The sequence below is a fragment of the Plantibacter sp. ME-Dv--P-122b genome (genome assembly GCF_030209375.1).
GTDB lineage: Bacteria > Actinomycetota > Actinomycetes > Actinomycetales > Microbacteriaceae > Plantibacter.
The window spans coordinates 89,348-111,031 of record NZ_JARVSC010000001.1; the positions used below are offsets into that span (position 1 = coordinate 89,348).

Here is a 21,684-nt window from a genome sequence, read left to right on the forward strand (position 1 = left end):
CGAAGTGAGGCAGATCGACGTCAGCGCATCATATGAGCGACGCTCCGCCTCACCTCGGCAGCGATCGGATTGTCGCCGCGTGGACACTTCGGTGCGTTGCGGCCATGTACAGACCAGACGCACCGACAGACTGCGAGGGACGACATGGACGATGACCAGCTGACCGAACTGCTCCGCGAAAGCGGTCCGCCCACCCGGGTGCCCTTGGCGCTGGCCGAGCATCGTCGCCGCATCGTGACTGCTGGATCGCGCGCGAGGATCACGCATCGTCGGAACTGGTTCGTCGGCGGTTCCGTCGTGATCGTCCTACTCGCCGGTGGGGGAGCTGCCACCGCCGGATCCGATCTGGTCACTCCCTGGGGATGGACCGCCGACAACACCTTCGCGCGGGTCGACGATCGAGGAGGCTCGTGTTACGCCGGCGTGCGGGTCGAACCCGAAGGAGTGGCTGACGACGCACCGATCATGATCGCCGCGCGGGAGATCGCCTCCGGTATCTCGCTCGATGACCTGGACACCTCGGCCGCGGAGCGTCGCATCGTCGCCGAGAACGCCGATGCCACGGGCGATGGGCCTCGTGAAATCGGACCGAGTCAGCTCCGGCGAGAGGCGCTTGATGCGGTCGTTGCGGAGACCGTGTTCGATGGCCTCCGGGAGCAGGGCTTCCCGACAGATCCTGTGCCGGTGAGCGTCTACATTCGCGAGCGTTGTGGAGCCGGCGAATGAGGTTGACGAGTGTGGAGGTCGAGCAGCGGCTGACCGCCAACGACGCTGATCTCTTGCGCTATCTGCAGCGGCGCCTCCTCGACCGGGAAGATGCAGCCGATGCCTTCTCAGAGGTGCTCCTCGTCGCGTGGAGGCAGCGTCGCAAGATGCCCGCCGATCACGAGCAGGCTCGGATGTGGTTGTTCGGGATCGCCCGAAACGTCTTGCGGTCGACGCGGCGGGCTGGAGCAAGACGCACAGCCGCCACCCAACTGTTGATCGACGCGACACTGACCGACACGACGGCGCCCGACGAGGCGTCCGCGGTGCGCGACGCGATCGCCAGCTTGCCCAAAGAGCAGGCGGAACTCATCAGACTGACGTATTGGGATGGGTTCAGTTCGATCGAGGCCGGGTTGATGCTCGGCATCTCAGCCTCGGCCGTTCGCTCACGCCTCGTCGGAGCGCGCTCTGCGGTGCGGGCACTCCTCGCCGGTGACGCATCGACTCGCGACGCTGACCAGGGCAGCTTCACCACGTGATCGACGGACGGATATGGGGTCATCCCGCTTCCGCAGAGTCGGTCGAGCGCCTGAGACTCGGGAGGTGCCCCTGAACTTCGTCGCCATCGACTTCGAGACCGCCAACTTCGATCGCGCATCCGTGTGCGCGGTCGGCCTGACGAAGGTCGTCGACGATCGAGTCGTCGCGACCGACTCTTGGTTCGTGCGACCGCCGACCGGCCTCGACTTCACGAACACCTACCTGCACGGCATCGGACCCGCCCACGTGGCTTCGGCGCCGTCGTGGACGGAGACGCTGCAACGCATCGCCGGCGTGACGGCCGGAGTCCCGCTGGTCGCGTACAGCCCGTTCGACAAGGGCGTCTACAACGCGGCTAACACGCTCACGGGGAGCACTCCCGGCGGATTCGACTTCCTCGATGCGCTCGCCGTCGTCAGGCACCACTGTCAGTTGCCCAGTCACCGGCTGCCCCTCGTCGTCGCCCACTTCGGGTTGCCGGACTTCGACCACCACGAGGCCGGTGCCGACTCGCTCGCGTGTGCACTCATCACGCTGCGCATCGCGGAGGAACGCGGAGCAGGTTCCCTCGAGGAGCTGTGGTCCTCCATCCCGACGCGCCCACGCACGAGAGCGGCCCGTTCGTACACGAAGCAGGCCGACTTGCCCCAGGCCAGCCCCGAGGCGGATCAGGGCCATCCGCTCTTCGGCGAGGTGGTCTGTTTCTCCGGCGACCTCGACAGCTACACCCGGCCGGAAGCGCAGAAGATCGTGGCGTCGTTCGGGGCGACCGTCTCCGCAAACGTGACGAAGAAGACGTCGCTGGTGGTCATGGGCGGCTTCGACCCGGCGACGCTTCGACCCGGGGCGACGCTCAGCACGAAGATCCAACGGGCGCAGGAGCTGGCTGCCGGCGGTCAGTCCGTGGAGATCGTCACGGAACAGACCTTCCTCGAGATCCTGAGCGTCTGAGGACGTGTTCATTCGCCCATCTTTGGGCGAGCGAACGCCGCGTCGCCCAACGATGGGCGAATGAACCGGGACCTACAGCGTGTTGCCGAGCTTGAAGCCCTGGGCCTCGTCGCCCTTGCGGGTGTAGGAGAAGCCGTCGGCACCGATGGTGACCTCGAGCTCGGAGTCGTCGATCCGGGAGACCACCGGCTTCGGCTCACCGTCGAGGTCGAGCACGAGGGATGCGTCCGTGTACCAACTCGGCACGACGGCGTTGCCCCACCAGTCGCGCCGCTGGTTGTCGTGCACGTCCCACGTGACCACCGGGTTGTCGGGGTCGCCCGTGTAGTAGTCCTGGGTGTAGATCTCGATCCGGTGGCCGTCAGGGTCGCGGATGTACAGGTAGAACGCGTTCGAGACACCGTGCCTGCCGGGGCCGCGCTCGATGACGTCCGACATCCGCAGCGCACCGAGCTTGTCGCAGATCGCGATGATGTTGTGCTTCTCGTGCGTCGCGAACGCCACGTGGTGCATGCGCGGTCCGTCACCACCCGTCATCGCCGTGTCGTGCACGGTCGGCTTCCGGCGCATCCACGCCGCGTACGTCGTCCCGGCCTCGTCCTGGATGTCTTCCGTGACGCGGAACCCGAGGTCCTCCATGTACGCGACCGCGCGCGGCACGTCCGGCGTCACCTGGTTGAAGTGGTCGAGCCGCACGAGCGCGCCCGGCGTGTACAGGTCGTAGCGCCAGGCCAACCGCTCGACGTGCTCCACGTCGTAGAAGAACTCGACGGGGAAGCCGAGCGGATCCTCGACGCGCACCGAGTCGCCGATGCCCTTCACATACCCCTCGGAACGACGCTCCACCCGGCACCCGAGCTCCGTGTAGAAGGCGACCGCGCGGTCGAGGTCCTCGGGGCTCCGCACCCGGTAGCTGAACGCCGCGACCGCCGCCACCGGACCCTGCCGCAGCACGAGGTTGTGGTGGATGAACTCCTCGAAGCTCCGCAGGTAGACGGTCGTCTCGTCCTCCTCCGTGACCACGAGGTCGAGGACGTCGACGTAGAACTTCCGGCTCGCGGCGAGATCTGTGACGACGATCTCCATGTACGCACAGCGGAGGATGTCCGGCGGAGTGGCGGCGGGTGTCGGGATGCGGTTCACCGGCGCCGGGATCGGGTCGGCGGCGGTCACGACGGGCTCGGCCGACGACGGGGTGATGGGGTTCGACATGATCTGCGTCCTTGCTGATCTCGGTTGCTGGGTGGAGGTCGACCGGGTGGGTCAGTGCGCGGCCTGCAGCGGCCCGCCGGTCCCGAAGCGCGGGGAATGCGCCTGGTTCAGCGTGATGTGCACCGCCTGCTGGTCGGTGTAGAAGTCGATCGAGCGGTAGCCACCCTCGTGTCCGAGACCCGAGGCCTTCACGCCGCCGAACGGGGTGCGGAGGTCGCGCACGTTGTTCGAGTTCAGCCACACCATCCCGGCCTGCACGTTCTGGGAGAAGGTGTGGGCCCGCTTGAGGTCGTTCGTCCAGATGTACGCGGCGAGCCCGTACTTCGTGTCGTTCGCGAGCGCGAGCGCCTCCTCGTCGGAGTCGAACGGGGTGATGGCGACGACCGGCCCGAAGATCTCCTCCTGGAAGATGCGGGCGGTCGGCGGGACGTCGGCGAAGACCGTCGGCGCGACGTAGTTGCCGGTCGGGAACCCGAGGGGGCGACCGCCGCCGGCGACGAGGCGGCCCTCCGTCTTGCCGATCTCGACGTAGCCCATGACCTTCTCGTAGTGCTCCGGGTGCACGAGCGCGCCGACCTCGGTGGCCGGGTCGTTCGGGTGCCCGACGACGATGTTGCGGGCCCGCTCGGCGTAGCGCTCGACGAAGTCGTCGTAGACACTCCGCTCGACGAGGATGCGGCTGCCGGCGGTGCAGCGCTCGCCGTTCAGGGAGAACACGCCGAACACCGTCGCGTCGAGGGCGTCGTCGAGGTCGGCGTCGGCGAACACGACGGCCGGCGACTTGCCACCGAGCTCCATCGACAGCCCCTTCAGGAACGGCGCGGCGTTCGCGAAGATGAGCTGCCCGGTGCTGCTCTCCCCGGTGAACGAGATGAGCGGCACGTCCGGGTGCTTCACGAGGGCGTCGCCGGCGTCCTCGCCGAGCCCGTTCACGAGGTTGAACACCCCGTCGGGCACGCCGGCGTCGCGGAAGATGTCCGCCCACAGGCTCGCCGAGAGCGGGGTGAACTCCGCCGGCTTCAGGACGACCGTGTTCCCGGTCGCGAGAGCCGGAGCGAGCTTCCAGCTCTCGAGCATGAACGGCGTGTTCCACGGCGTGATGAGCCCAGCCACGCCGATGGGCTTGCGGTTGACGTAGTTCACCTGCCGGCCGGGCACCTTGTAGGTGTCGTCGTGCTGGGCGACGATCAGGTCGGCGAAGAACCGGAAGTTCTCGGCTGCGCGCTTCGCCTGACCGAGCGCCTGCGTGATCGGCAGTCCGGTGTCGAAGCTCTCGAGCTCGGCGAGGCGGGCGTCCTGCGCTTCGACGGCATCGGCGACCCGGTGCAGGATCCGGCTGCGCTCGCGGGGGAGGAGCCGCGGCCACGGACCCTCGTCGAAGGCGCGCTTGGCGGCGGCGACGGCGAGGTCGATGTCCGCCTGCTTGCCGGCGGCGGCCTGGACGTAGGTCTCGTTCGACACCGGGTCGAGGACGTCGAAGGTGTCGCCGTCGACCGAGTCGACGAACGCGCCGTCGATGTAGTGCCGGATACGGTCGGGCAACGCTGCCGGAACGTGCTGGGTCATGGGTGGTTCCTCCGGTCGATGGTGGACGGCGGTGACGACGGCGGGCGGGCCGCGGTGGGCGGCTGGTGCTCGGTCTGGTACGCGAGCATGGCGTCGAGTGTCGCGGTGCGGTGGTCGCGGGCGGCGATCTCGATCTCGAGGGGTTGCGCGCCGGCGGCGATGAGTTCGAGGATGCCGTCGTGTTCGGCGACCGACTCCCGCGCGCGGCCCGGAACGAAGCTGAACGTCGAGTCGCGGAGCGCGTTCAGCCGCCGCCAGCCGCGGTGGACGAGGTCGAGGACGTGCGGGTTCGGGCACTCCTCGAAGAGGACGGTGTGGAACTCCAGGTTCAGCGCCGTGAACGCGTGCGGGTCGAAGTCGTCGAGGGTGCGGCGCATCCGCTCGTTGATCTCGCGGGCGCGGGCCAGGTGGTCGTCGGTGAGGTAGGCGGCGCTCATCGAGGTCGCTGCTCCCTCGACGAGGGCGAGCGTCTGCATCGTGAAGAGGTACTCGGTCTCGTGCAGCATCGCGACCTGCGCGCCGACGTTGCGCTCGAAGGTCACGAGCCCCTCGGCCTCCAGCCGACGGATCGCCTCGCGCACCGGGACCACGCTGATGTCGAGCTCACCCGCGATCTGGCCGAGCACCAGTCGGTACCCGGGGACGAAGCGGCCCTCGTCGATCGCCTCGCGGATGAACCGGTAGGCCCGCTCGGACTTGCTGAGCGACGCTTCCTGCCCGGTCGTCGGGTGTGGTCCGCTCATCGTCCCTGCTCGCTCTCGTATCGCGCCCGCCACTCGGCGTTCAGCGGGAAGAGTCCGTCGACGGCGGCACCGCCACGGACCTGCTCGGCGATCCACGCGTCCTCCGCCTCCTGCACGACCGCCTCCACGGCGACCTCGGCGGCGAGCGCCCGGGGGATCGCGATGACGCCATCACCGTCCCCGACGATCACGTCGCCGGGCAGGACCGTCGCCCCGCCGCAGGTGACCGCGACGTCGATCTCCCACGGCACATGGCGGCGCCCGAGGACGGACGGGTGCGGACCCTGCGAGAAGGTCGGCAGGTCGAACGCCGCGACCTGCTCGGCATCGCGGATGCCGCCGTCGGTGACGACCCCGGCCGCTCCCCGCTGCTGTGCCCGAAGCGCGAGGACGTCGCCGACGGTGCCCGTGCCGCGCTCGCCGCGTGCCTCGATCACGATGACCTCGCCGGCCTCGACGGTGTCGAAGATCCGCTTCTGGGCGTTGAAGCCGTTCCCGCGCTCGGCGAAGAGGTCGGGTCGGTGGGCGACGAAGCGGAGGGTGCGGGCCACGCCGACCATGCGCGTGCCCGGTCGCGACGCGTGCACGCCCTCGACGAAGACCTCGGTGTACCCGCGGGCGCGGAGCTTGGCGCTGAGGGTCGCCGTCGAGACCGAGGCGAGCTGTTCGGCGACCGCGGGGTCGAGCGGCTCGGCGACTCGGTCTCCGTGCGCGTCCCGGCCCCCGAGAGCATCCCGGCCCCCGAGCGCATCCCGGTCCCTGAGCTTGTCGAAGGGCAGACCCGCCGCCGCAGCGTCCCCCCAGGCCTCGATGCGCTGATGGTCGTCGGCAGCCGGTTTCGCGCCGAACCCGCCGAAGGGCTCGGTGCCCTCGACGACCGTCGTCACGAGTCGACCGCTCGACGGAGCGCCCGGTGCGGTCGGTGCGTCGACCTCGACCTCGACGACGTCGCCGGGCACGACGACGGAGGAGCCGGCGGGTGTGCCGGTGAGGATGACGTCGCCGGGCTCGAGCGTCGCGAGCTGCGAGAGGTCGGCGATGAGCTGGGCGAACGGGAAGAGCAGCGTGTCGCTCGTGTCGTCCTGGACCACGACGCCGTTGACCCAGGTGCGAACGCGAAGGGCCACCGGATCGATGTGCTCGGCGGGGATGACGGACGGGCCGAGGGGCGTGTAGCCGTCGCCGCCCTTCGAGCGCACGTTCGACCCCTTGTCGGCACTGCGGAGGTCGTAGAGCCCGAAGTCGTTCGCCGCGGTGACGCCCGAGACGTGCTGCCAGGCGTCCTCGACGCGGACACGGCGGGCCGCGGTGCCGATGATGATGGCGATCTCGCCCTCGAAGGCGAGCAGTTCCGCGCCGGCCGGGCGCTCGACGGTGCCGCCCGTGCCTGAGACGGAGGACCACGGCTTGAAGAAGTACGACGGGTGCTCCGGTGTGCGGCCACGCTGGGCCGCCCGTGACGGGTAGTTGAGGTGGACGGCGATGATCTTGCCGCCCCCGCTGTTCGGGAGGCCTTCGATGCCCTGGTGGCTGCTCATCACACGTCCTCGTTGTCGGTATCCAGAATCGTATACGATCCGGACGCGATGGGAAAGAGTCAGTACCCGTCGCTGCGGGTCGTGTCGTTCCGGCCGTCGATGAAGCGCTCGGCCAACTGCTCGGATGCGCGGGCGAGGAGCGACACGTCCGCGCCGACGAGGACGAAGGACGCCCCGCGGTCGAGGTAGTGCTCGGCCATGACGGGGTCGAAGGCGTTCACGCCGGCCGGCTTCCCCGCGGCGGCGGCGGCATCGAGCACCCGCTCGACCGCGCTGACGACGGTGGGGTGCCCCTGCTGGCCGAGCAGGCCGAGCGACGCCGAGAGGTCGGCCGGACCGACGAACACCGCGTCCACGCCGTCGACCGCGAGGATGTCCTCGGCCTGCTCGACCGCCTCCGCCGACTCGATCTGCACCGTGAGCGACACCGAGTCGTCCGCCTGCGCGAGGTAGTCGTCGATCCGGTTCCAGCGGGAGGACCTCGCGAGCGCGCTACCGACCCCGCGGGCGCCCTGCGGCGGGTACCGCACGGCCTGCACGAGCGCCGCCGCCTGCTCGGCCGACGACACCATGGGCACGATGAGGTTCTGGGCCCCGAGGTCGAGCACCTGCTTGATCACGACCGCGTCGCCGAACGGCACCCGCACCAGCGGACACACCGGGAAGGCGGCCACCACCTGCAGCTGCAGCTGGATGCTCTCCAGGGTGTTCGCCGAGTGCTCGCCGTCGATGAGGAGGAGGTCGAGCCCGCTGCCCGCCGCGATCTCCGCCGCGATCGGACTGCCCGACACCACCCACATCCCGACGAGGGGACGGTCCGCGGTGCGCAGGCGCTCGCCGAAGGTCGGCGGCAGGGTCATTCGAATCGGCATGTCACGGCTCCCAGTCCCTGGTATTCGGCGTGGACGGTGTCGCCCCGTTCGACCCACATCGGCCTCGTGAACGAGCCCGACAGGATGATCTCCCCGGCGGCGAGGCTGCCGCTGTGCTGGGCGAGCTTGCCCGCGAGCCACGCGACGCCGAGTGCCGGGTGTCCGAGGACGGCGCCGGCGACGCCCGACTCCTCGATGGTCTGGTTGCGGTAGAGCAGGGCCGAGACCCATCGCGGGTCGATCGCGTCGGGGCGGACGGGCGTTCCGCCGAGCACCATGGCACCGAGCGCCGCGTTGTCGGCGATGGTGTCGACGATCGTGCGACCGCTGAGTTCGATGTGGGAGTTGAGGACCTCGAGCGCCGGCACGATGTGGTCGGTCGCGTCGAGCACCTCGAAGATCGAGCAGTGCGGCCCCTGCAGTGGGCGGCCGAGGACGAAGGCCAGCTCGACCTCCACGCGGACGTTGGAGTAGGCGTCGAAGTCGAGCGTCGCGCCCGAGTCGAAGACCTGGTCGTCGAAGATGACGCCGTAGTCGGGTTCGGTGATCCCGGTGGCCTGCTGCATCGCCTTCGAGGTGAGCCCGATCTTGTGGCCGACGACGCGCCGACCGGCGGCGATGCGGCGTTCGGCCCACAGCGCCTGCACGGCGTAGGAGTCCTCGATGGTCATGTCCGGGTGGCGGGCGGTGAGGAGGGGGATGACGCTCCGCTCCTCATGCGCCGCCGCCAGCTCGTCGGCGATCGCCTGTCGTTCGTGATCCTGCATCGCGTCCCGTCCTCATCTGCGTCGACTGCGGCCTGCGATCACGATACGGTGCGTCGTCATCGACTGCCTCTTGCGCGGCGAGCACGATTGTATACGATGTGGTGTACATTCTGGCGGTCCAATGGCGGGCCGCGACGGACAAAGGGGTCTCGAGACAATGACAACCGCATCTCTAACGCGAGCGACGACGCCCGCGGAACTCCGGCGCGTGGCCTTCGCCACCGTCATCGGCACCACGGTCGAGTGGTACGACTTCTTCCTCTACGCGAGCGCCGCCGGGCTCGTCTTCTCGCAGCTCTTCTTCCAGCCGGCAGGACCGCAGGCCGCGCTGCTGCTGTCGTTCGCGACCGTCGGCGTCAGCTTTCTGTTCCGGCCGCTCGGCGCGTTCGTCGCCGGGCACTTCGGCGACCGCATCGGCCGGAAGAAGATGCTCGTCATCACGCTCTTCCTCATGGGCGCAGCCACGACGCTCATCGGGCTGCTGCCGACGTACGACCAGATCGGGATCATCGCCCCCGCACTGCTCGTGTTCCTCCGCATCCTGCAGGGACTGTCGACCGGCGGGGAGTGGGGCGGCGCCGTCCTCATGGCCGTCGAGCACGCTCCCACCGGTCGCCGCGGCCGGTTCGGTGCCTTCCCGCAGATCGGCGTCCCGATCGGTCTCCTCCTCGCCTCCGGCATGCTCGCCCTCATGACGGGCGTGATCTCGCCCGGCGCGGCGTTCCTCGAGTGGGGCTGGCGGATCCCGTTCCTGCTGAGCTTCGTCCTGATCATCGTCGGCTACGTCGTGCGCCGGAAGGTCGACGAGAGCCCCGTCTTCGTCGCCCTCGCCCGCAACAAGGAGCGTCGCCGGGTCCCGATCGTCGAGCTCTTCCGCCACCACTGGCTGCTCGTGGTGCTCGCGGCGCTCACCTTCGCCGGCAACAACGCCGCCGGCTACATGACCACCGGCGGCTACATCCAGAACTACGCGACGACGCCCCTCGCCGACGGCGGCCTGGTGGGCATGGAGCGGACGCCGGTGCTGCTCGCGGTGACCGGGTCGGCCATCGTCTGGCTGATCGTCACGTGGTTCGCGGGTTCGCTCTCCGACCGGATCGGCCGACGCAACACCTACATCATCGGGTGGGTCGCGTTCCTGGCCACCGTCTTCGTGCTCTTCCCGCTCGTGAACACCGGCGATCCGTGGTTGTTGTTCCTCGGGCTCGCCCTGTTCACGATCGGCAACGGCTTCACGTACGGGCCGCAGGCGGCGTACTTCGCCGAGCTGTTCCCCGCCTCGATCCGGTACACGGGTGTGTCGGTCACCTACGCGATCGGCGCCATCCTCGGCGGGGCGTTCGCTCCGACGATCGCGACCTGGCTGGTGCAGGTGACGGGGTCGTCGACGAGTGTCGCGTTCTACATCGCCGGCATGCTCGTGATCGCCTTCGCGGCGACGCTCCTCCTGCGCGACCGCACCGGCATCCCGCTCGGTGGCGAGGCGGAGGACGAGCAGAGCCGTGGTCAGATCTACGGCGCCCGCCGGTAGCCCCGGTCAGACCGACGACGCGATGGTCGCGGCCCCCTCGATGAGGCGGGCCGCGATCTCGGTCTCGGGGCGGCTGCTGGAGACGTAGACGACCGCGAGGGCGGCGGCCGGCGAGCCGTGCGCGGCGAGCGGGGCCGCGACGGCGCGCAGACCGGTGATGACCTCGTCGTGGCTCGAGGCCCAACCCTGTTCGCGCACCACGGCCAGCTCGGCGCGGTGGTCGTCGTCGAGCGCGTCCGGCCATTGCGACTGCGACAGGCGGGATGCGATCGCCTTCCCGGGCGCGCCGAGACCGACCGGATGCCTGGTTCCGGGCCGCTGCGCGATCGACCCCATCGTGTGCCGTGGTTCGACGCTGACGAGCGTGACGATCTCGTCGCCGTCCAGCAGCGTGAGGAAGCAGGTCATGCCGAGCTCGTTCGCGATCGCCGTCAGCTCGGGCAGGGCGGCGGCCTGCAGATCGTGGGAGACGCCGGCGGCGAGGGCGGCCAGGCGTGATCCGAGCGCGATCCGTCCCGCACCGTCGCGGACGACCAGGCGGTGGTCTTCGAGCGTGCGCAGCAGTCGGTAGGTGACGCTGCGGTGCAGACCGAGCGTCGCGCTCAGGGCGTCGATCGTGAGCGGGGTGCGCGCGTCGGCCAGGACCTCGAGGATCCGGATGCCGCGCGAGAGCGTCTGGGAGTGGGCGCTCGTCGCTTCGGTCACCCTCCGACCCTATCGACGAGCCCGCTGAGTCGCCCGGATCGGTGCGATTCTTCGTCGAAACCATGCAGCGTCGGGCGACTCAGCGGGTGATCGGGTAGGCGACGAAGGCGAACCGCGAGCTGTCGGGGGACCAGCTGTTCACGTTGAGGGTGCCCTGCCCGCCGAACAGCGGGTAGCGGCGGAGCGGGGTCGCCCAGTCGTCGGTCGAGACGAGCCGGACCTCGACGTCGAGGTCGGCCGGGTGTCCGATCGTGCCGGCGGGGAAGGCGATGTACGAGGCCAGGCGGGCGTCGGGGGAGAGGTGCGGGAACCAGTCGACGGTGTCGCTCACGACGAGCTGCTCGAGCTCGCCGCCGCCGTCGGGGATCCGCGCGAGCTGCGCATGGCCCGGGGCCGTGCCGAAGTGTTCCGTGTTGCAGAGCAGCCACCGGCCGTCGGGCGACCATTCCGGACCGTCGAGGTGGCCGTCGCCCGTGTCGAGGACGGTGACGGGGCCGCCGCCCTCGACCGCCGGAGCGATCGCGAGTCGACCGGGGTGCTCGAAGCCTTCGAGCTCGACGTATGCGATCCGTGTGCCGTCCGGGGAGACGCCGTGGAGGAAGTGCCATCGGTCGTCGTCGGCGGTGAGCTTCGTGACCGGCCCACCGGAGAGCGCGCCGCGGTAGATGTGACCGTCCATCGCCGAGAGGAGGATGTGTTCGCCGTCGGGCTCGAGGACGTGGTCGTTGTTCAGCTCGGGAAGGCCGTGGAACTCGATCGGCGTGAGCCCTGCGGTCGGGTCGTCGACCGTGAGTGCCCAGAGTCGCCCGTTGCCGTTGAGGAGCAGCGTCCGGCCGTCGAGGGACCAGTTCGGCGCTTCGAGGAGGAGCTCGTCGGTCTCGAAGAGGAGGGCGGGCGCATCATCGTTCGGCCCGCCGAGCAGGACGCTGGAACGCTGGCCGGGGGCGAGGGCGCGGAAGGTCATGCGCCCATCGTCCTCCAGTCCGTCGTGATCCGGGAGGATCGTTCCTCCCGGATCACGATCCGACGACTACTTGACGAGCGCGAACCCGGCGGTCCAGGAGATCTGCTCCGACGCCGCCAGCGTGAGCTGCAGGAAGCCGATCGCCTCGAGTTCGTGGGCGCGCTTGAGGGACCCGGCGTCGACGGCCTCGAGGCCACCGGCGGTCACGAGCTGCTGGAGTGCGGCCTTGGCGTCGGCGTCGTCTCCGGCGATGAGGACCGTGGTGGCCACGTCGCCGACCTGCTTCGCGGCGAGGGTCGCGGCGAAGTTCGTGTTGAAGGCCTTGAGGACGTGGGAGGTCGGGAGCTTGGCCTGCAACTCCGCTGCAGCCGAGCTGCCGGCGGGGACGGTGAGCGCGTCGAAGGTCGAGAAGTCGAGGGGGTTGGTGATGTCGACGACGACCTTGCCCGCGAGCTGGTCGGCGTACTGCTCGACGATCGTCGCGAGTGCCGGGTAGGGGACCGCGAGGACGACGACGTCGCCGGTGATCGTGCCGGTCTCGGCCGACCCGAGGTGGTCGACGGAGGCGCCGCCTGCTGCGAGGACGCCGGCGATGGCGCTGCCCATGTTGCCGGTTCCGAAGATGGTGACGTTCGTCATGACGATGCTCCTTCTCGTGGCCGGATGGTCACGGGTCAATTGGTTGTTGGTACAACTAATGTAACACCGGTTAGTTGTAGGCGCAACTATTGCTACGCTGGAGTCATGACCGAGACACGATGGCTGAGCGACGACGAGCAACGCTCCTGGGTGCGCTTCGCCGCGGTGCTCGAACTCCTGCCGGCCGCGCTCGACCTCCAGCTCACGCGGGACGAGCACCTGACGCACTTCGACTACTTCACACTCGCGATGCTGTCCGAGACGCCGGACCGCACGCTGCGCACCTCGGCGCTCGCGGCCCGGACGAACGCGACGCTGCCCCGCTTGTCGCGGGTGCTGACGCGGTTGGAGGAGGCCGGCTTCGTGGCGCGGACGCCGTGCCCGGAGGATCGACGGGCGACGAACGTGACGCTCACCGACGCGGGCTGGGACAAGGTCGTGCAGTCCGCGCCGGGTCACGTCGAGCACGTGCGGTCCCTGGTCCTCGACGCACTGACGCCGGCGCAGATCGAGCAGCTCGGCGAGATCTCCGCCGCCCTCCTGACGAAGCTCGACCCCCACGGGCGGATGTTCGCCAGCGAGGCCTGATCTCCGTCACCTGGGGGATTCGCGGCGCTCGAGGGCTGCGTAGCGTGGGGTTCTACGTCGCTGACACCACCGAGCGCGACGCGGATCGGAGTGAATGATGACCGGATCGACGCAGCCCGAACCTGCACCACACGGGGACGAGGTGCCCCAGGACGTTCCCGCCTCGACGGAGCCAGAGTCGACGCCGCCACCAACGTCGCTCAACGGCGGGACGACCTCCGTCTGGTACTTCGTCGGCGCCACGTTCCTCTTCGCCGGGCCCCTGATCTTCGGCTTCGACGACTTCGGGTTCTTCCGGATCATCACCCTCGTCCTCGGGGCGGTGCTCATGGTCGCCGGATTCGTCGTCCTGCGACGCGAGAGCGGCAAGCGGTCCTGAGGTCGCTGACGCCGGGCCAGCCCGCCAACCGTTCAGCCGGCGAGCCGTTCAACCGGCGAGCCGTTCAGCCCGCGAGCCGTTCAATCGGCGAGCCGTTCAATCGGCGAGGAAGGCCCTGATGCCGTCGAGCAGGCGGTCGACGTCCTCGTCCGAGGTGTACGGGGCGACGCCGACGCGGAGGCCTCCGACGTCGTCGAGGCCCAGCGCCGCGAACGGCTCGACCGCGTAGAACGAGCCAGCCGGTGCGAGGACGTCGCGCGCGGCGAGGAAAGCGGCCGCGTCGGCGGAACGCCTGCCCGGGAACGTCATGAACAGCGTCGCCGTGCGCTCGGCGGCTTGCGAGTGCAGCTCGACGAGCGGGCCGAGCTCCGCGAGGGCGTCCTCGATGCGGGTGCGCAGCGCGAGTTCCCGTTCGTGGACGGCTGCGGCGGAGGCCACCAGGCGGTCGCGCCTCGTCGTGGCATCACCGGGGTCGATCGACGCGAGCACGCCGATGGCCGCCGTCACGCCGGCCATGAGCTCGTAGGGCAGCGTGCCGAATTCGAAGCGCTCCGGCACCACGTTCGTCGACGGCAGCAGCTTGTCGGGGTGGATCGACTCGAGCAGCGCGGGCGACGCGGCGAGGACGCCGCAGTGCGGCCCGAAGAACTTGTACGGCGAGCAGACGAAGAAGTCGGCGCCGAGGACCTCGACGTCGACGACGTGGTGCGCCGTGTAGTGGACGCCGTCGACCCAGACGAGCGCGTCGACCGCGTGTGCCCGGTCGGCGATCGTCCGCACCGGCGGGATGGTGCCGAGGAGGTTCGATGCAGCTGTCACGGCGACGAGCTTCGTCCGTTCGGTGACGAGGGCGTCGAGGTCCGCGAGGTCGAGCTCACCCGTCGCCGGGTCCAGGTCGATCCAACGAACGGTCGCACCCGCGCGGTCGGCCGCCTGCACCCACGGGCGCACGTTCGCGTCGTGGTCGAGCCGGGAGAGGACGATCTCGTCCCCGGCGATCCAGCCGCGCGACAGGTGCCTCGAGAAGTCGTACGTCAGCTGGGTCGCGCTGCGGCCGTAGACGATGCCGCGTGGATCGGCGGCGAGGAGGTCGGCGCACGCGGCGCGGAAGGCGGTCACGGCGTCGTCCGCCCGACGCTCGGAGGCGACCGAGGAACCTCGGTTGGACAGTGGCCCGGTGAAAGTGTCGAGGATGGCCTGGCCGACGGCGAGCGGCGTCTGGGTGCCGCCGGGGCCGTCGAAGTGGGCGATGCCCGAGGCGAGGGAAGGGAACGCGGTGCGGAGGAGGGCGACGTCGAGGGTCATGCGTCCATCCTGCCGCGCCACGAGCCAGAACGTGCGGACCAGGGGAGCGAGCACGCCATCGCTTGATACAGTGCGTGTGTGTCCATGCTCATCGCTCCGCCCCGTGTCGGGCGTCTGGAGGTCGTCGGCGTCCGCAACGCCGGCCCGAGAGAGTGGCGCACCCGGTCGACCACCTCGCCCACCCGGTGAGGACGTCGGCCTCGTCCGTCGCGCTCGTCCGAGCGACGACGACGACGGGGCCGCGCACCCTGACGTACCCTCCGCAGCGCCCAGCCGCGCGGAGGGTCTCTCCGCCGTCGCCACGACGGCCCAGCCGAAACCGGTGAACCCATGATCCCCCTGAACGAATCCCAGATCCGAGCCTCCTTCGTCAACGCGTCACGCAAGGAGGTCAGTGACGTGAGCCTGCCCGTCGACCTCGATTCCATCGACTTCGAGGTGCGTGACTTCCTCGGGTGGCGCGACAAGAAGCTGCCGCGACGCGCGTATGTGGTCACGATTGTCGACGGCGAACCCGTCGGCATCCTGCTCCGGCAGGCTGACGCGATGCCCCGCACCCGGCCGCAGTGCGCATGGTGCCAGGACATCACGCTCAGCAACGACGTCGTGTTCTACAGCGCGAAGCGGGCCGGACAGGCAGGCAAGAACGGCGACACCGTCGGGACGCTCGTCTGCGCCGACTTCCAGTGCTCGGCCAACGTGCGGAAGCTGCCGCCGCTCGCCTACGTCGGCTTCGACGCCGAGGCTGCCCGCCAGGAGCGGATCGCGACGCTGAGCGTCCGTGCCGCCTCCTTCGCCTCCTCGGTCCTGAACGGCGTCGGCTGAGCACCTGAGTCGCCCGGATCTGCACGAAATCCGCCCGATTTCGCGCAGATTCGGGCGACTCAGCGGCCGGTGAGGGCGGCGCGCACCGAGGCGACGACGGCGCGGAGGTCACGGAGATCGTCGGCCGTCAGCTCGATGACCGTCCAACCCGCGGCGCGCAGGCGGTTGGAGCGAGCACGGTCCTTGCGCCACCGGTCGACCTCGACCCGGTGGTAGTCGCCCTGGTACTCGATGACGATCCGCGCTGCACGGTGACAGAGGTCGGCGCGGGCGAGGAACGAACCGTTCGCCGCCCGGATCTCCTGGTTCGGTTCGAAGCCGGTGACGCCTCCGCGGACGAGCGCGACGCGGACGATGGACTCGGGCGGTGATTCCGCGCGGTGATCGAGCAGCGGGAGTGCGGCGGCGATGGCTCCACGGCCGCGCCGACTCGGATAGCGGACTGCAGCCTCCTCCAGCTCGGCCAGGCCTGCGGTACCGGTCCGAAGCAGGTGGTCGCCTGTTGCGACGAGATCGGCGAGCGGGAGCGTCGCGGCCAGGTCGAGCCACGTTCGAACAGGACTCGTCAGCCTGATGTCGCCGCGGACGATCACGTCGTCCGCTTCATCGATCGTGACCGACCGGCCGGCGATCCCGGCGGCGTGCGGAGCGCGGGCCGGCGCGGCCACGGCGAGGTCGAGGCGATCGGGAGTGGAGAGCCGGTACGGGAGCGGCAGCCCGAGCAGGAGCGCAGCGGTCGGACCGCAGACGAAGACCCGGTCGGACAGGCGGTGGAGGAACGCACGACAACGATCCTCGACCGTCTCCACCGGGCGGGTGGACCGGATGCCGTGACCCGGTTTCGCGAGCCGACGACTGCGGAGTTCGCCGGGGGTCCTGCTGCTGCGGAGCGCGTCACCGACGGGGAACGGTCCGTCCGGAAGCTCAGCTGGCATCCCTTCACTGTGCCTGCGCCGAGTGGTTCCCCGTCCACGTTCTCCACAGGTCCACTGAGTCGCCCGGATCTGCAGGAAATCCGCCCGATTTCGCGCAGATCCGGGCGACTCGGCCTGGCGGAGTGGTTGGATCGACGCATGGGCGAGCACAGAGGTCACGAGCACCGAGGTCAGCGGACACTCACCACCAGCGGATGGCACGACTTCTGGGCGAAGGGCGGCATCGGGCGGGCGTTCCTGCTGGCCATCGTCTACCTCGCCCTGTACCTCGGGGCCGGATGGGCCGTCGGGCGGCTCTTCGGCTCGCAGATCGGCGAGGACCTCTTCGCGATGCCGCAGAGCGTGTTCTTCGGGCTCATGCTGCCGCTCATCGTCGGTTCCCTGCTCCTGGCCGCGTTCGTCCTCTCCGTCGGTTGGTTCCGCGAGCTGTTCGCGAAGCAGCCGATCCGCGGACGCTGGTGGATGTGGGCCGCTCCGATCGTGATCCTCGCCGCCGTCGTCCTGCGGCTGCTCGGCATCGACTACGGCAGCTACCAGGGTTCCGTGATCGCGGTCACGATGGTGTCCGGGTTGTTCGTGGGCTTCGCCGAGGAGCTCCTGACCCGCGGTCTCGTCGTGAAGATGCTGCGTGACGCGGGAAGCTCGGAGTGGATCGTCATGGTGATCTCCTCGCTGGTCTTCTCGCTGCTGCATGCCTCGAACCTCCTGTCGGGTCAGCCGCTCGTGACCGTGCTCGTGACCGTCGTCTACACCTTCGGCTTCGGCGTGTGCATGTACCTGACGCTGCGCGTGACCGGCAACCTCATCTGGCCGATCCTCGTCCACGGCCTCTACGACCCGACGCTCTTCCTCTCGACCGGTGGGATCGACCACGCGGGAGCGGCCGCCGGTCAGAGCGTGTTCCTGGCGATCGCCGGTCCGGCCAATCTGCTCATCATGCTCGTCGCCGTGGTCGGCCTGATCTTCGTCCGTGGCCACGTGCAGGCCCACCCGGCCGACGACGTGCTGCGGCCGTAGCCGACCGGCCCCTCCGGCGGAGTGGCCGAGTACGCTCGGACGGATGACCACCGTGCGGCAGTACCCGGCGACGATCGCCGCGCCGGTCGAGCACGAACTCGTGATCAAGAAGTCGCGCTTCCTCGGCCTCGCGCATCCGGTCGACTCCCCGGAGGACGCGGAAGCCGTCATCGCGCGGGTGAAGAAGCAGGCGTGGGACGCGCGACACCACTGTGTCGCGATGGTCACCGGGCTGCTGGGCGACCAGGCCCGCTCCTCCGACGACGGTGAACCCTCCGGCACGGCCGGGATGCCGATCCTCGAGGTCGTCCGGCGGCGCGAACTGACCGACGTGGTTGTCGTCGTCACGCGGTATTTCGGTGGCGTCAAGCTCGGGGCGGGCGGGCTCGTCCGGGCGTACTCCTCGGCGGCCTCGGAGACCCTCGACCTCGCCTCGCTCGTGCGCCGCGAGACCCTGACCCGCGCGACGCTCGTCGTCCCGCACGCCGACGCCGGGCGGTACGACAACCTGCTGCGGGATTGGGCCGGCACCCACGGCGCGACGCTCGGCGACCCGGCCTACGGGGCGCAGGCGGAGCTGGAGCTGTGGGTGCCACCGGCGGAGCTGGGGCGGCTCGCGGCGGACGTCGCATCGGCCTCCAACGGATCGCTCGCCGTGGTCACGGGGGAGGAGCGGGTCGTCGACGTCCCGGCGCTTCGCTGAGCTGCCCGGATCTGCGAGGAATCAGCCGGATGCCGAGCAGATTCGGGCGGCTCAGGGGAACACACGTCCCGATAGGGTCGGACCATGCACACCGACGTGACCCGCATCGACGGGCTTCCCGACCTCGCCTGGACCTCGACCCCCGGAATCGCCTCGTTCGACGCCGATGCCGGAGCGCTCACGCTCACTTCCGAGGCGCGGGTCGACTGGTTCGACAGCCCGCTCGAGGAACGGCGGGAGCGCGGCGCGACGGCCCTCGTGTTCGATGCACCGCAACGGTTCACGCTCTCGGCGCGGGTCGCGGTCGTGGGCGAGCGCAGCACCTTCGACGCCGGGGCCCTCGCGCTCTGGATCGACGATGAGCACTGGGCCAAGCTCTGCTTCGAGCAGTCGCCGCAGGGTCAGGCGATGGTGGTGAGCGTCGTGACGAACACCTGGTCGGACGACGTGAACTCGACGCCCGTCACGGCCGACCACGTGTGGATGCGCATCAGCCGTCTCGGCGAGGCGTGGGCGTTCCACAGCTCGACGGACGGTGTCACGTGGGACTTCGTCCGCGTCTTCCGCCTGCACAGCGACGCTCCGGCGCGCATCGGCTTCCTCTCGCAGGCGCCCGCCGGGCCGCCCTGCACGGCGCGCTTCGACGAGATCGCTCTGGGGGCCGAACCGCCGACGGACCTCCGCGACGGCAGCTGACCGCCGCCGGTCGACGCGTCCGCGGATCCGGAGTTGACGTATCGGAACCTATCTTCCTATAGTGTCTTCATGGCACGCAGACGACCCGGCACGCTCTTCCCGCTCGAGCTCGACATCCTCGACGTCGGCACAGTGCTCCAGTCGACCGAGGGGAGCTTCTACGGGTTCGCCCTCGCCAAGCAGCTCGCCGAAGCCGGGGACGCCGCCCTCACCGCGCACGGCACGCTCTACAAGGCCCTGTCGCGGATGGCGGACGCCGGCCTGATCGAGGCGACCTGGGAGGACCCGGAGGTCGCCGAAGCGGAGGGCCGCCCTCGTCGACGGCTGTACCGGATCACGGGCGAAGGAGCGACGGCTCGGGATCGGGAGCACGCGAGGATCGCCGGTGAGCAGACCGCCGCGGCGAGGCCGGCGGGTGCGGCGTGGACGCAGGGGGCGATCGCATGACCGCCATCCGGACGCCGGAGTACCGCACGGCCGCCCACCGGGTCCTGAGCTGGTGCGGGTGGTACACCCGCGACCTCTCGCCCGACGTCGCCGGGGAGCGTCGCGACGAGATCGCGTCCGACCTGCACGAGCACGCCGTCTGGGCCCAGGAGGCGGGCGTCGCACCGCAGCGGCTGCGGCGCGACATCATGCTGCGGGCCATCCGCGGGATCCCGCACGACCTCTCGTGGCGCTCCGGGCAGTTGCGCGCGGGCCACGGCGTCGATCCGATGCCGCTCGGCATGCGGCGGGCCGGCGACGTCCTCGCAGCCCTCGTGGTGACCGGCGGCATCCTGGTCACCGGAGCGGCGCTGTTCCTCCTCGTCCGCATCCTCCGTGCGCTCGTCATCGGCGACGTCGTCGAGGTCCCGGCGGGCGCGCTCGGTGTGGCGATCGCCGCGGTCCTGGGCATGGTCGGGCTCGTGCTGTCGTTGCGGCGACGCAGTCGATGGCTCGGCGCGGGGCTCCTGGCGCCCGCAGCGGTCCTCATCGGCGTGCTCGCGGGCGACATCATGTACCGCGTCAGCGCCACCGGCGTGCTCATCGTGTCCCGCCTGAGCTCGCACGGCGCCGGGCTCGAACCGTGGTGGGTGATGAGCGTGGCCATCGGCGTGGGTGCCGCGCTCGGGTTCATCGGAGCCGCGGTGTGGTGGTGGCCGGGGGGTCGCCGAACGACGGAACGGGACGCAGCGGCGTCGGTGCAGGGGGAGACGGCATGAGCGGGAACGAGATCCACGACGGGTCGGACTCGGCGCAGGAGGCGGCACCCGTCCGCCGGAGCCCCGGAACGCTCCGACGACGGATCGGGCTCGGCATCGCGATGAGCGGGGTGCTCGCGGTGGCGGCAGGCGGGGTGTTCATCGGGGTGTCGAACGCCCAGGCGGCCGCTGACGACGCACGGTCCGTCGAAGCGGCCGCCGAGGCCGCCGCGTCGCTCGACGACCTCCCGCCCGTCGAACCCGTGGTGCCCGCGGATCCCGCAGCGACGCCGGACGCCGGCGAACCCGTCTCGCCGGCGGCCGGCGTCGACTACTCGCAGACGCCGGCCGGCTGGTTCGACGCGACCACCGACCCGGCGTCCATCGTGATCCCGCCGACCAACGAGTGGGGTGAGGCGAACAACGGGATCTGGGAGGCACAGCAGCAGATCATCGCGAAGTGCATGGCTGATCAGGGATTCTGGTACGCCTGGACGAACAATCGTGCGCTGCTCGACCCCGAACGGCCAACGATGGTCCTCTCGGAGGATGGCCCGGCGGCCGAGTTGGCGGAGTACGGCGACACCCCGCTCGGCGACGCCTACGACTGGACTCGTGCAGGGTGCCACGGTTACGCCGTCCACGTCACCGGGATGGACGACGCCAACTGACGGAGCCGGCGTCCGACGCCGGTGCTAGCGTCGCCCGCATGAGAATCCTGTTGATCGGTGCCAGTGGACATGTCGGACGAGCGGCTCAGGACGCCCTCGCGGAGCGTCACGAGGTGATCGCAGTGTCGCGCTCGACGGCACCTGCGGTCGACACCACCGACGAGGCGTCCATCGAGGCGCTGTTCGCCGAGGTGGGCGAGGTCGACGCGGTGATCGTCGCCGTCGGATCGGTCCCGTTCAAGCCCGTGGGAGAGCTGACGCGCGACGACTACCGCGCGGCCTTCCTCGGCAAGGTGCTCAGCCAGCTCGACGTCGTGCGGATCGGGACCCCGTTCGTCCGCGACGGTGGCTCCTTCACGCTCACGACGGGCATCCTCGCCCGCGAGCCGATCGCGACGGGTGCTGCGGCCTCGATGGCCAACGGGGCGGTCGAGTCCTTCGTCATCGGTGCCGCCCCGGAACTCCCGCGCGGCATCCGCATCAACGCCGTCAGCCCGACCGTGCTCGCCGAGGCCACCGGCTACCACGACGCGTTCCCCGGCTTCCCGCCCGTCGCGTCCGACGTGGTCGGCCTGGCGTTCGTGCGTGCCGTCGAGGGGGTCGGTACCGGGCGGGTGCTCGCGCTCGACTGAGCCATCCCGACAC

25 protein-coding genes are annotated in these 21,684 nt (G+C 70.1%); 14 read left to right on the top strand and 11 right to left on the bottom strand.

The features are described from left to right. Nucleotides 1–444: 444 nt before the first annotated feature. From QRN19_RS00480 to QRN19_RS00490, 3 genes are all read left to right on the top strand, one after another. A complete protein-coding gene (locus QRN19_RS00480) occupies nucleotides 445–726 on the top strand; it encodes a hypothetical protein (protein ID WP_285024573.1) in 282 nt (93 codons plus the stop codon). 11 nt (nucleotides 727–737) lie between these two features. Then, complete coding sequence (locus QRN19_RS00485; RefSeq protein WP_285024574.1) at nucleotides 738–1,247, top strand: RNA polymerase sigma factor; 510 nt, start codon at nucleotides 738–740, stop codon at nucleotides 1,245–1,247. 64 nt (nucleotides 1,248–1,311) lie between these two features. Beyond that, nucleotides 1,312–2,199: an exonuclease domain-containing protein gene (locus tag QRN19_RS00490; protein WP_285024576.1), complete on the top strand. Its 888-nt coding sequence runs from the start codon at nucleotides 1,312–1,314 to the stop codon at nucleotides 2,197–2,199. Nucleotides 2,200–2,271: 72 nt separating this feature from the next. Here QRN19_RS00490 and hpaD read toward each other — a convergent pair whose 3' ends face one another. The 6 genes from hpaD to QRN19_RS00520 are packed head-to-tail and all read right to left on the bottom strand — an operon-like array spanning nucleotide 2,272 to nucleotide 8,897. Beyond that, nucleotides 2,272–3,411 carry a 3,4-dihydroxyphenylacetate 2,3-dioxygenase gene (gene hpaD / locus QRN19_RS00495; protein WP_285024577.1) on the bottom strand — a complete coding sequence of 380 codons (1,140 nt, stop codon included), beginning with the start codon at nucleotides 3,409–3,411 and terminating at the stop codon, nucleotides 2,272–2,274. 51 nt (nucleotides 3,412–3,462) lie between these two features. Then, entirely contained in the window at nucleotides 3,463–4,977 is a 1,515-nt protein-coding gene (hpaE, locus tag QRN19_RS00500; protein ID WP_285024578.1) for a 5-carboxymethyl-2-hydroxymuconate semialdehyde dehydrogenase, read from the bottom strand. Continuing rightward, the gene (locus QRN19_RS00505; RefSeq protein ID WP_285024579.1) at nucleotides 4,974–5,720 is read right to left on the bottom strand and encodes a GntR family transcriptional regulator; all 747 of its coding nucleotides are present in this window, start codon (nucleotides 5,718–5,720) and stop codon (nucleotides 4,974–4,976) included. Before QRN19_RS00505 ends, hpaE begins: the two co-directional genes overlap by 4 nt. Then, nucleotides 5,717–7,258, bottom strand: coding sequence for a fumarylacetoacetate hydrolase family protein (locus QRN19_RS00510; protein ID WP_285024581.1), 1,542 nt, complete (start codon nucleotides 7,256–7,258; stop codon nucleotides 5,717–5,719). Before QRN19_RS00510 ends, QRN19_RS00505 begins: the two co-directional genes overlap by 4 nt. Before the next feature lie 59 nt (nucleotides 7,259–7,317). Beyond that, nucleotides 7,318–8,130 carry an HpcH/HpaI aldolase family protein gene (locus QRN19_RS00515; protein WP_285024582.1) on the bottom strand — a complete coding sequence of 271 codons (813 nt, stop codon included), beginning with the start codon at nucleotides 8,128–8,130 and terminating at the stop codon, nucleotides 7,318–7,320. Further along, nucleotides 8,115–8,897 carry a 2-keto-4-pentenoate hydratase gene (locus QRN19_RS00520; RefSeq protein WP_285024583.1) on the bottom strand — a complete coding sequence of 261 codons (783 nt, stop codon included), beginning with the start codon at nucleotides 8,895–8,897 and terminating at the stop codon, nucleotides 8,115–8,117. The genes QRN19_RS00515 and QRN19_RS00520 overlap by 16 nt, the downstream gene beginning before the upstream one ends. Nucleotides 8,898–9,054: 157 nt before the next feature. Between QRN19_RS00520 and QRN19_RS00525 the strand changes: the two genes are divergently transcribed. After that, the gene (locus QRN19_RS00525) at nucleotides 9,055–10,428 is read left to right on the top strand and encodes an MFS transporter (RefSeq protein WP_285024584.1); all 1,374 of its coding nucleotides are present in this window, start codon (nucleotides 9,055–9,057) and stop codon (nucleotides 10,426–10,428) included. Nucleotides 10,429–10,434: 6 nt separating this feature from the next. On the opposite strand, the gene QRN19_RS00530 is transcribed toward QRN19_RS00525, so the two are convergent. The 3 genes from QRN19_RS00530 to QRN19_RS00540 all read right to left on the bottom strand — a co-directional run bounded on the left by QRN19_RS00530 (nucleotide 10,435) and on the right by QRN19_RS00540 (nucleotide 12,736). After that, on the bottom strand, nucleotides 10,435–11,133 hold the full coding sequence (locus QRN19_RS00530; protein WP_285024585.1) for an IclR family transcriptional regulator: 699 nt from the start codon (nucleotides 11,131–11,133) through the stop codon (nucleotides 10,435–10,437). Nucleotides 11,134–11,212: 79 nt separating this feature from the next. After that, complete coding sequence (locus tag QRN19_RS00535; protein ID WP_285024586.1) at nucleotides 11,213–12,097, bottom strand: TolB family protein; 885 nt, start codon at nucleotides 12,095–12,097, stop codon at nucleotides 11,213–11,215. Between the two features lie 66 nt (nucleotides 12,098–12,163). Next, entirely contained in the window at nucleotides 12,164–12,736 is a 573-nt protein-coding gene (locus QRN19_RS00540) for an NADPH-dependent F420 reductase (protein ID WP_285024587.1), read from the bottom strand. A gap of 105 nt (nucleotides 12,737–12,841) precedes the next feature. Here QRN19_RS00540 and QRN19_RS00545 point away from each other — a divergent pair, with 105 nt between their 5' ends. Both QRN19_RS00545 and QRN19_RS00550 read left to right on the top strand, forming a co-directional pair. Continuing rightward, the gene (locus QRN19_RS00545; RefSeq protein WP_285024588.1) at nucleotides 12,842–13,324 is read left to right on the top strand and encodes a MarR family winged helix-turn-helix transcriptional regulator; all 483 of its coding nucleotides are present in this window, start codon (nucleotides 12,842–12,844) and stop codon (nucleotides 13,322–13,324) included. Nucleotides 13,325–13,421: 97 nt separating this feature from the next. Continuing rightward, complete coding sequence (locus QRN19_RS00550; protein ID WP_285024589.1) at nucleotides 13,422–13,703, top strand: hypothetical protein; 282 nt, start codon at nucleotides 13,422–13,424, stop codon at nucleotides 13,701–13,703. Between the two features lie 96 nt (nucleotides 13,704–13,799). On the opposite strand, the gene QRN19_RS00555 is transcribed toward QRN19_RS00550, so the two are convergent. Beyond that, a complete protein-coding gene (locus tag QRN19_RS00555) occupies nucleotides 13,800–15,008 on the bottom strand; it encodes a cysteine desulfurase-like protein (protein ID WP_285024590.1) in 1,209 nt (402 codons plus the stop codon). Nucleotides 15,009–15,338: 330 nt separating this feature from the next. On the opposite strand from QRN19_RS00555, the gene QRN19_RS00560 reads away from it, so the two are divergent. Next, nucleotides 15,339–15,833: an FBP domain-containing protein gene (locus tag QRN19_RS00560; protein WP_285024591.1), complete on the top strand. Its 495-nt coding sequence runs from the start codon at nucleotides 15,339–15,341 to the stop codon at nucleotides 15,831–15,833. Nucleotides 15,834–15,892: 59 nt separating this feature from the next. Here QRN19_RS00560 and QRN19_RS00565 read toward each other — a convergent pair whose 3' ends face one another. After that, entirely contained in the window at nucleotides 15,893–16,768 is an 876-nt protein-coding gene (locus tag QRN19_RS00565) for an endonuclease domain-containing protein (RefSeq protein WP_285024592.1), read from the bottom strand. A gap of 138 nt (nucleotides 16,769–16,906) precedes the next feature. Between QRN19_RS00565 and QRN19_RS00570 the strand changes: the two genes are divergently transcribed. The 7 genes from QRN19_RS00570 to QRN19_RS00600 all read left to right on the top strand — a co-directional run bounded on the left by QRN19_RS00570 (nucleotide 16,907) and on the right by QRN19_RS00600 (nucleotide 21,671). Further along, the gene (locus tag QRN19_RS00570; RefSeq protein WP_285024593.1) at nucleotides 16,907–17,785 is read left to right on the top strand and encodes a CPBP family intramembrane glutamic endopeptidase; all 879 of its coding nucleotides are present in this window, start codon (nucleotides 16,907–16,909) and stop codon (nucleotides 17,783–17,785) included. Nucleotides 17,786–17,828: 43 nt separating this feature from the next. Beyond that, nucleotides 17,829–18,488: an IMPACT family protein gene (locus QRN19_RS00575; RefSeq protein WP_285024595.1), complete on the top strand. Its 660-nt coding sequence runs from the start codon at nucleotides 17,829–17,831 to the stop codon at nucleotides 18,486–18,488. An 84-nt stretch (nucleotides 18,489–18,572) separates the two neighbouring features. Further along, complete coding sequence (locus QRN19_RS00580; protein WP_285024596.1) at nucleotides 18,573–19,184, top strand: DUF1349 domain-containing protein; 612 nt, start codon at nucleotides 18,573–18,575, stop codon at nucleotides 19,182–19,184. A 69-nt stretch (nucleotides 19,185–19,253) separates the two neighbouring features. After that, nucleotides 19,254–19,631 carry a PadR family transcriptional regulator gene (locus tag QRN19_RS00585; RefSeq protein ID WP_285024597.1) on the top strand — a complete coding sequence of 126 codons (378 nt, stop codon included), beginning with the start codon at nucleotides 19,254–19,256 and terminating at the stop codon, nucleotides 19,629–19,631. Next, nucleotides 19,628–20,389 carry a hypothetical protein gene (locus QRN19_RS00590; protein ID WP_285024598.1) on the top strand — a complete coding sequence of 254 codons (762 nt, stop codon included), beginning with the start codon at nucleotides 19,628–19,630 and terminating at the stop codon, nucleotides 20,387–20,389. Before QRN19_RS00585 ends, QRN19_RS00590 begins: the two co-directional genes overlap by 4 nt. Then, on the top strand, nucleotides 20,386–21,039 hold the full coding sequence (locus QRN19_RS00595; protein ID WP_285024600.1) for a hypothetical protein: 654 nt from the start codon (nucleotides 20,386–20,388) through the stop codon (nucleotides 21,037–21,039). Before QRN19_RS00590 ends, QRN19_RS00595 begins: the two co-directional genes overlap by 4 nt. A 38-nt stretch (nucleotides 21,040–21,077) precedes the next feature. Beyond that, the gene (locus tag QRN19_RS00600) at nucleotides 21,078–21,671 is read left to right on the top strand and encodes a short chain dehydrogenase (RefSeq protein WP_175117067.1); all 594 of its coding nucleotides are present in this window, start codon (nucleotides 21,078–21,080) and stop codon (nucleotides 21,669–21,671) included. The last annotated feature ends 13 nt before the right edge of the window (nucleotides 21,672–21,684 follow it).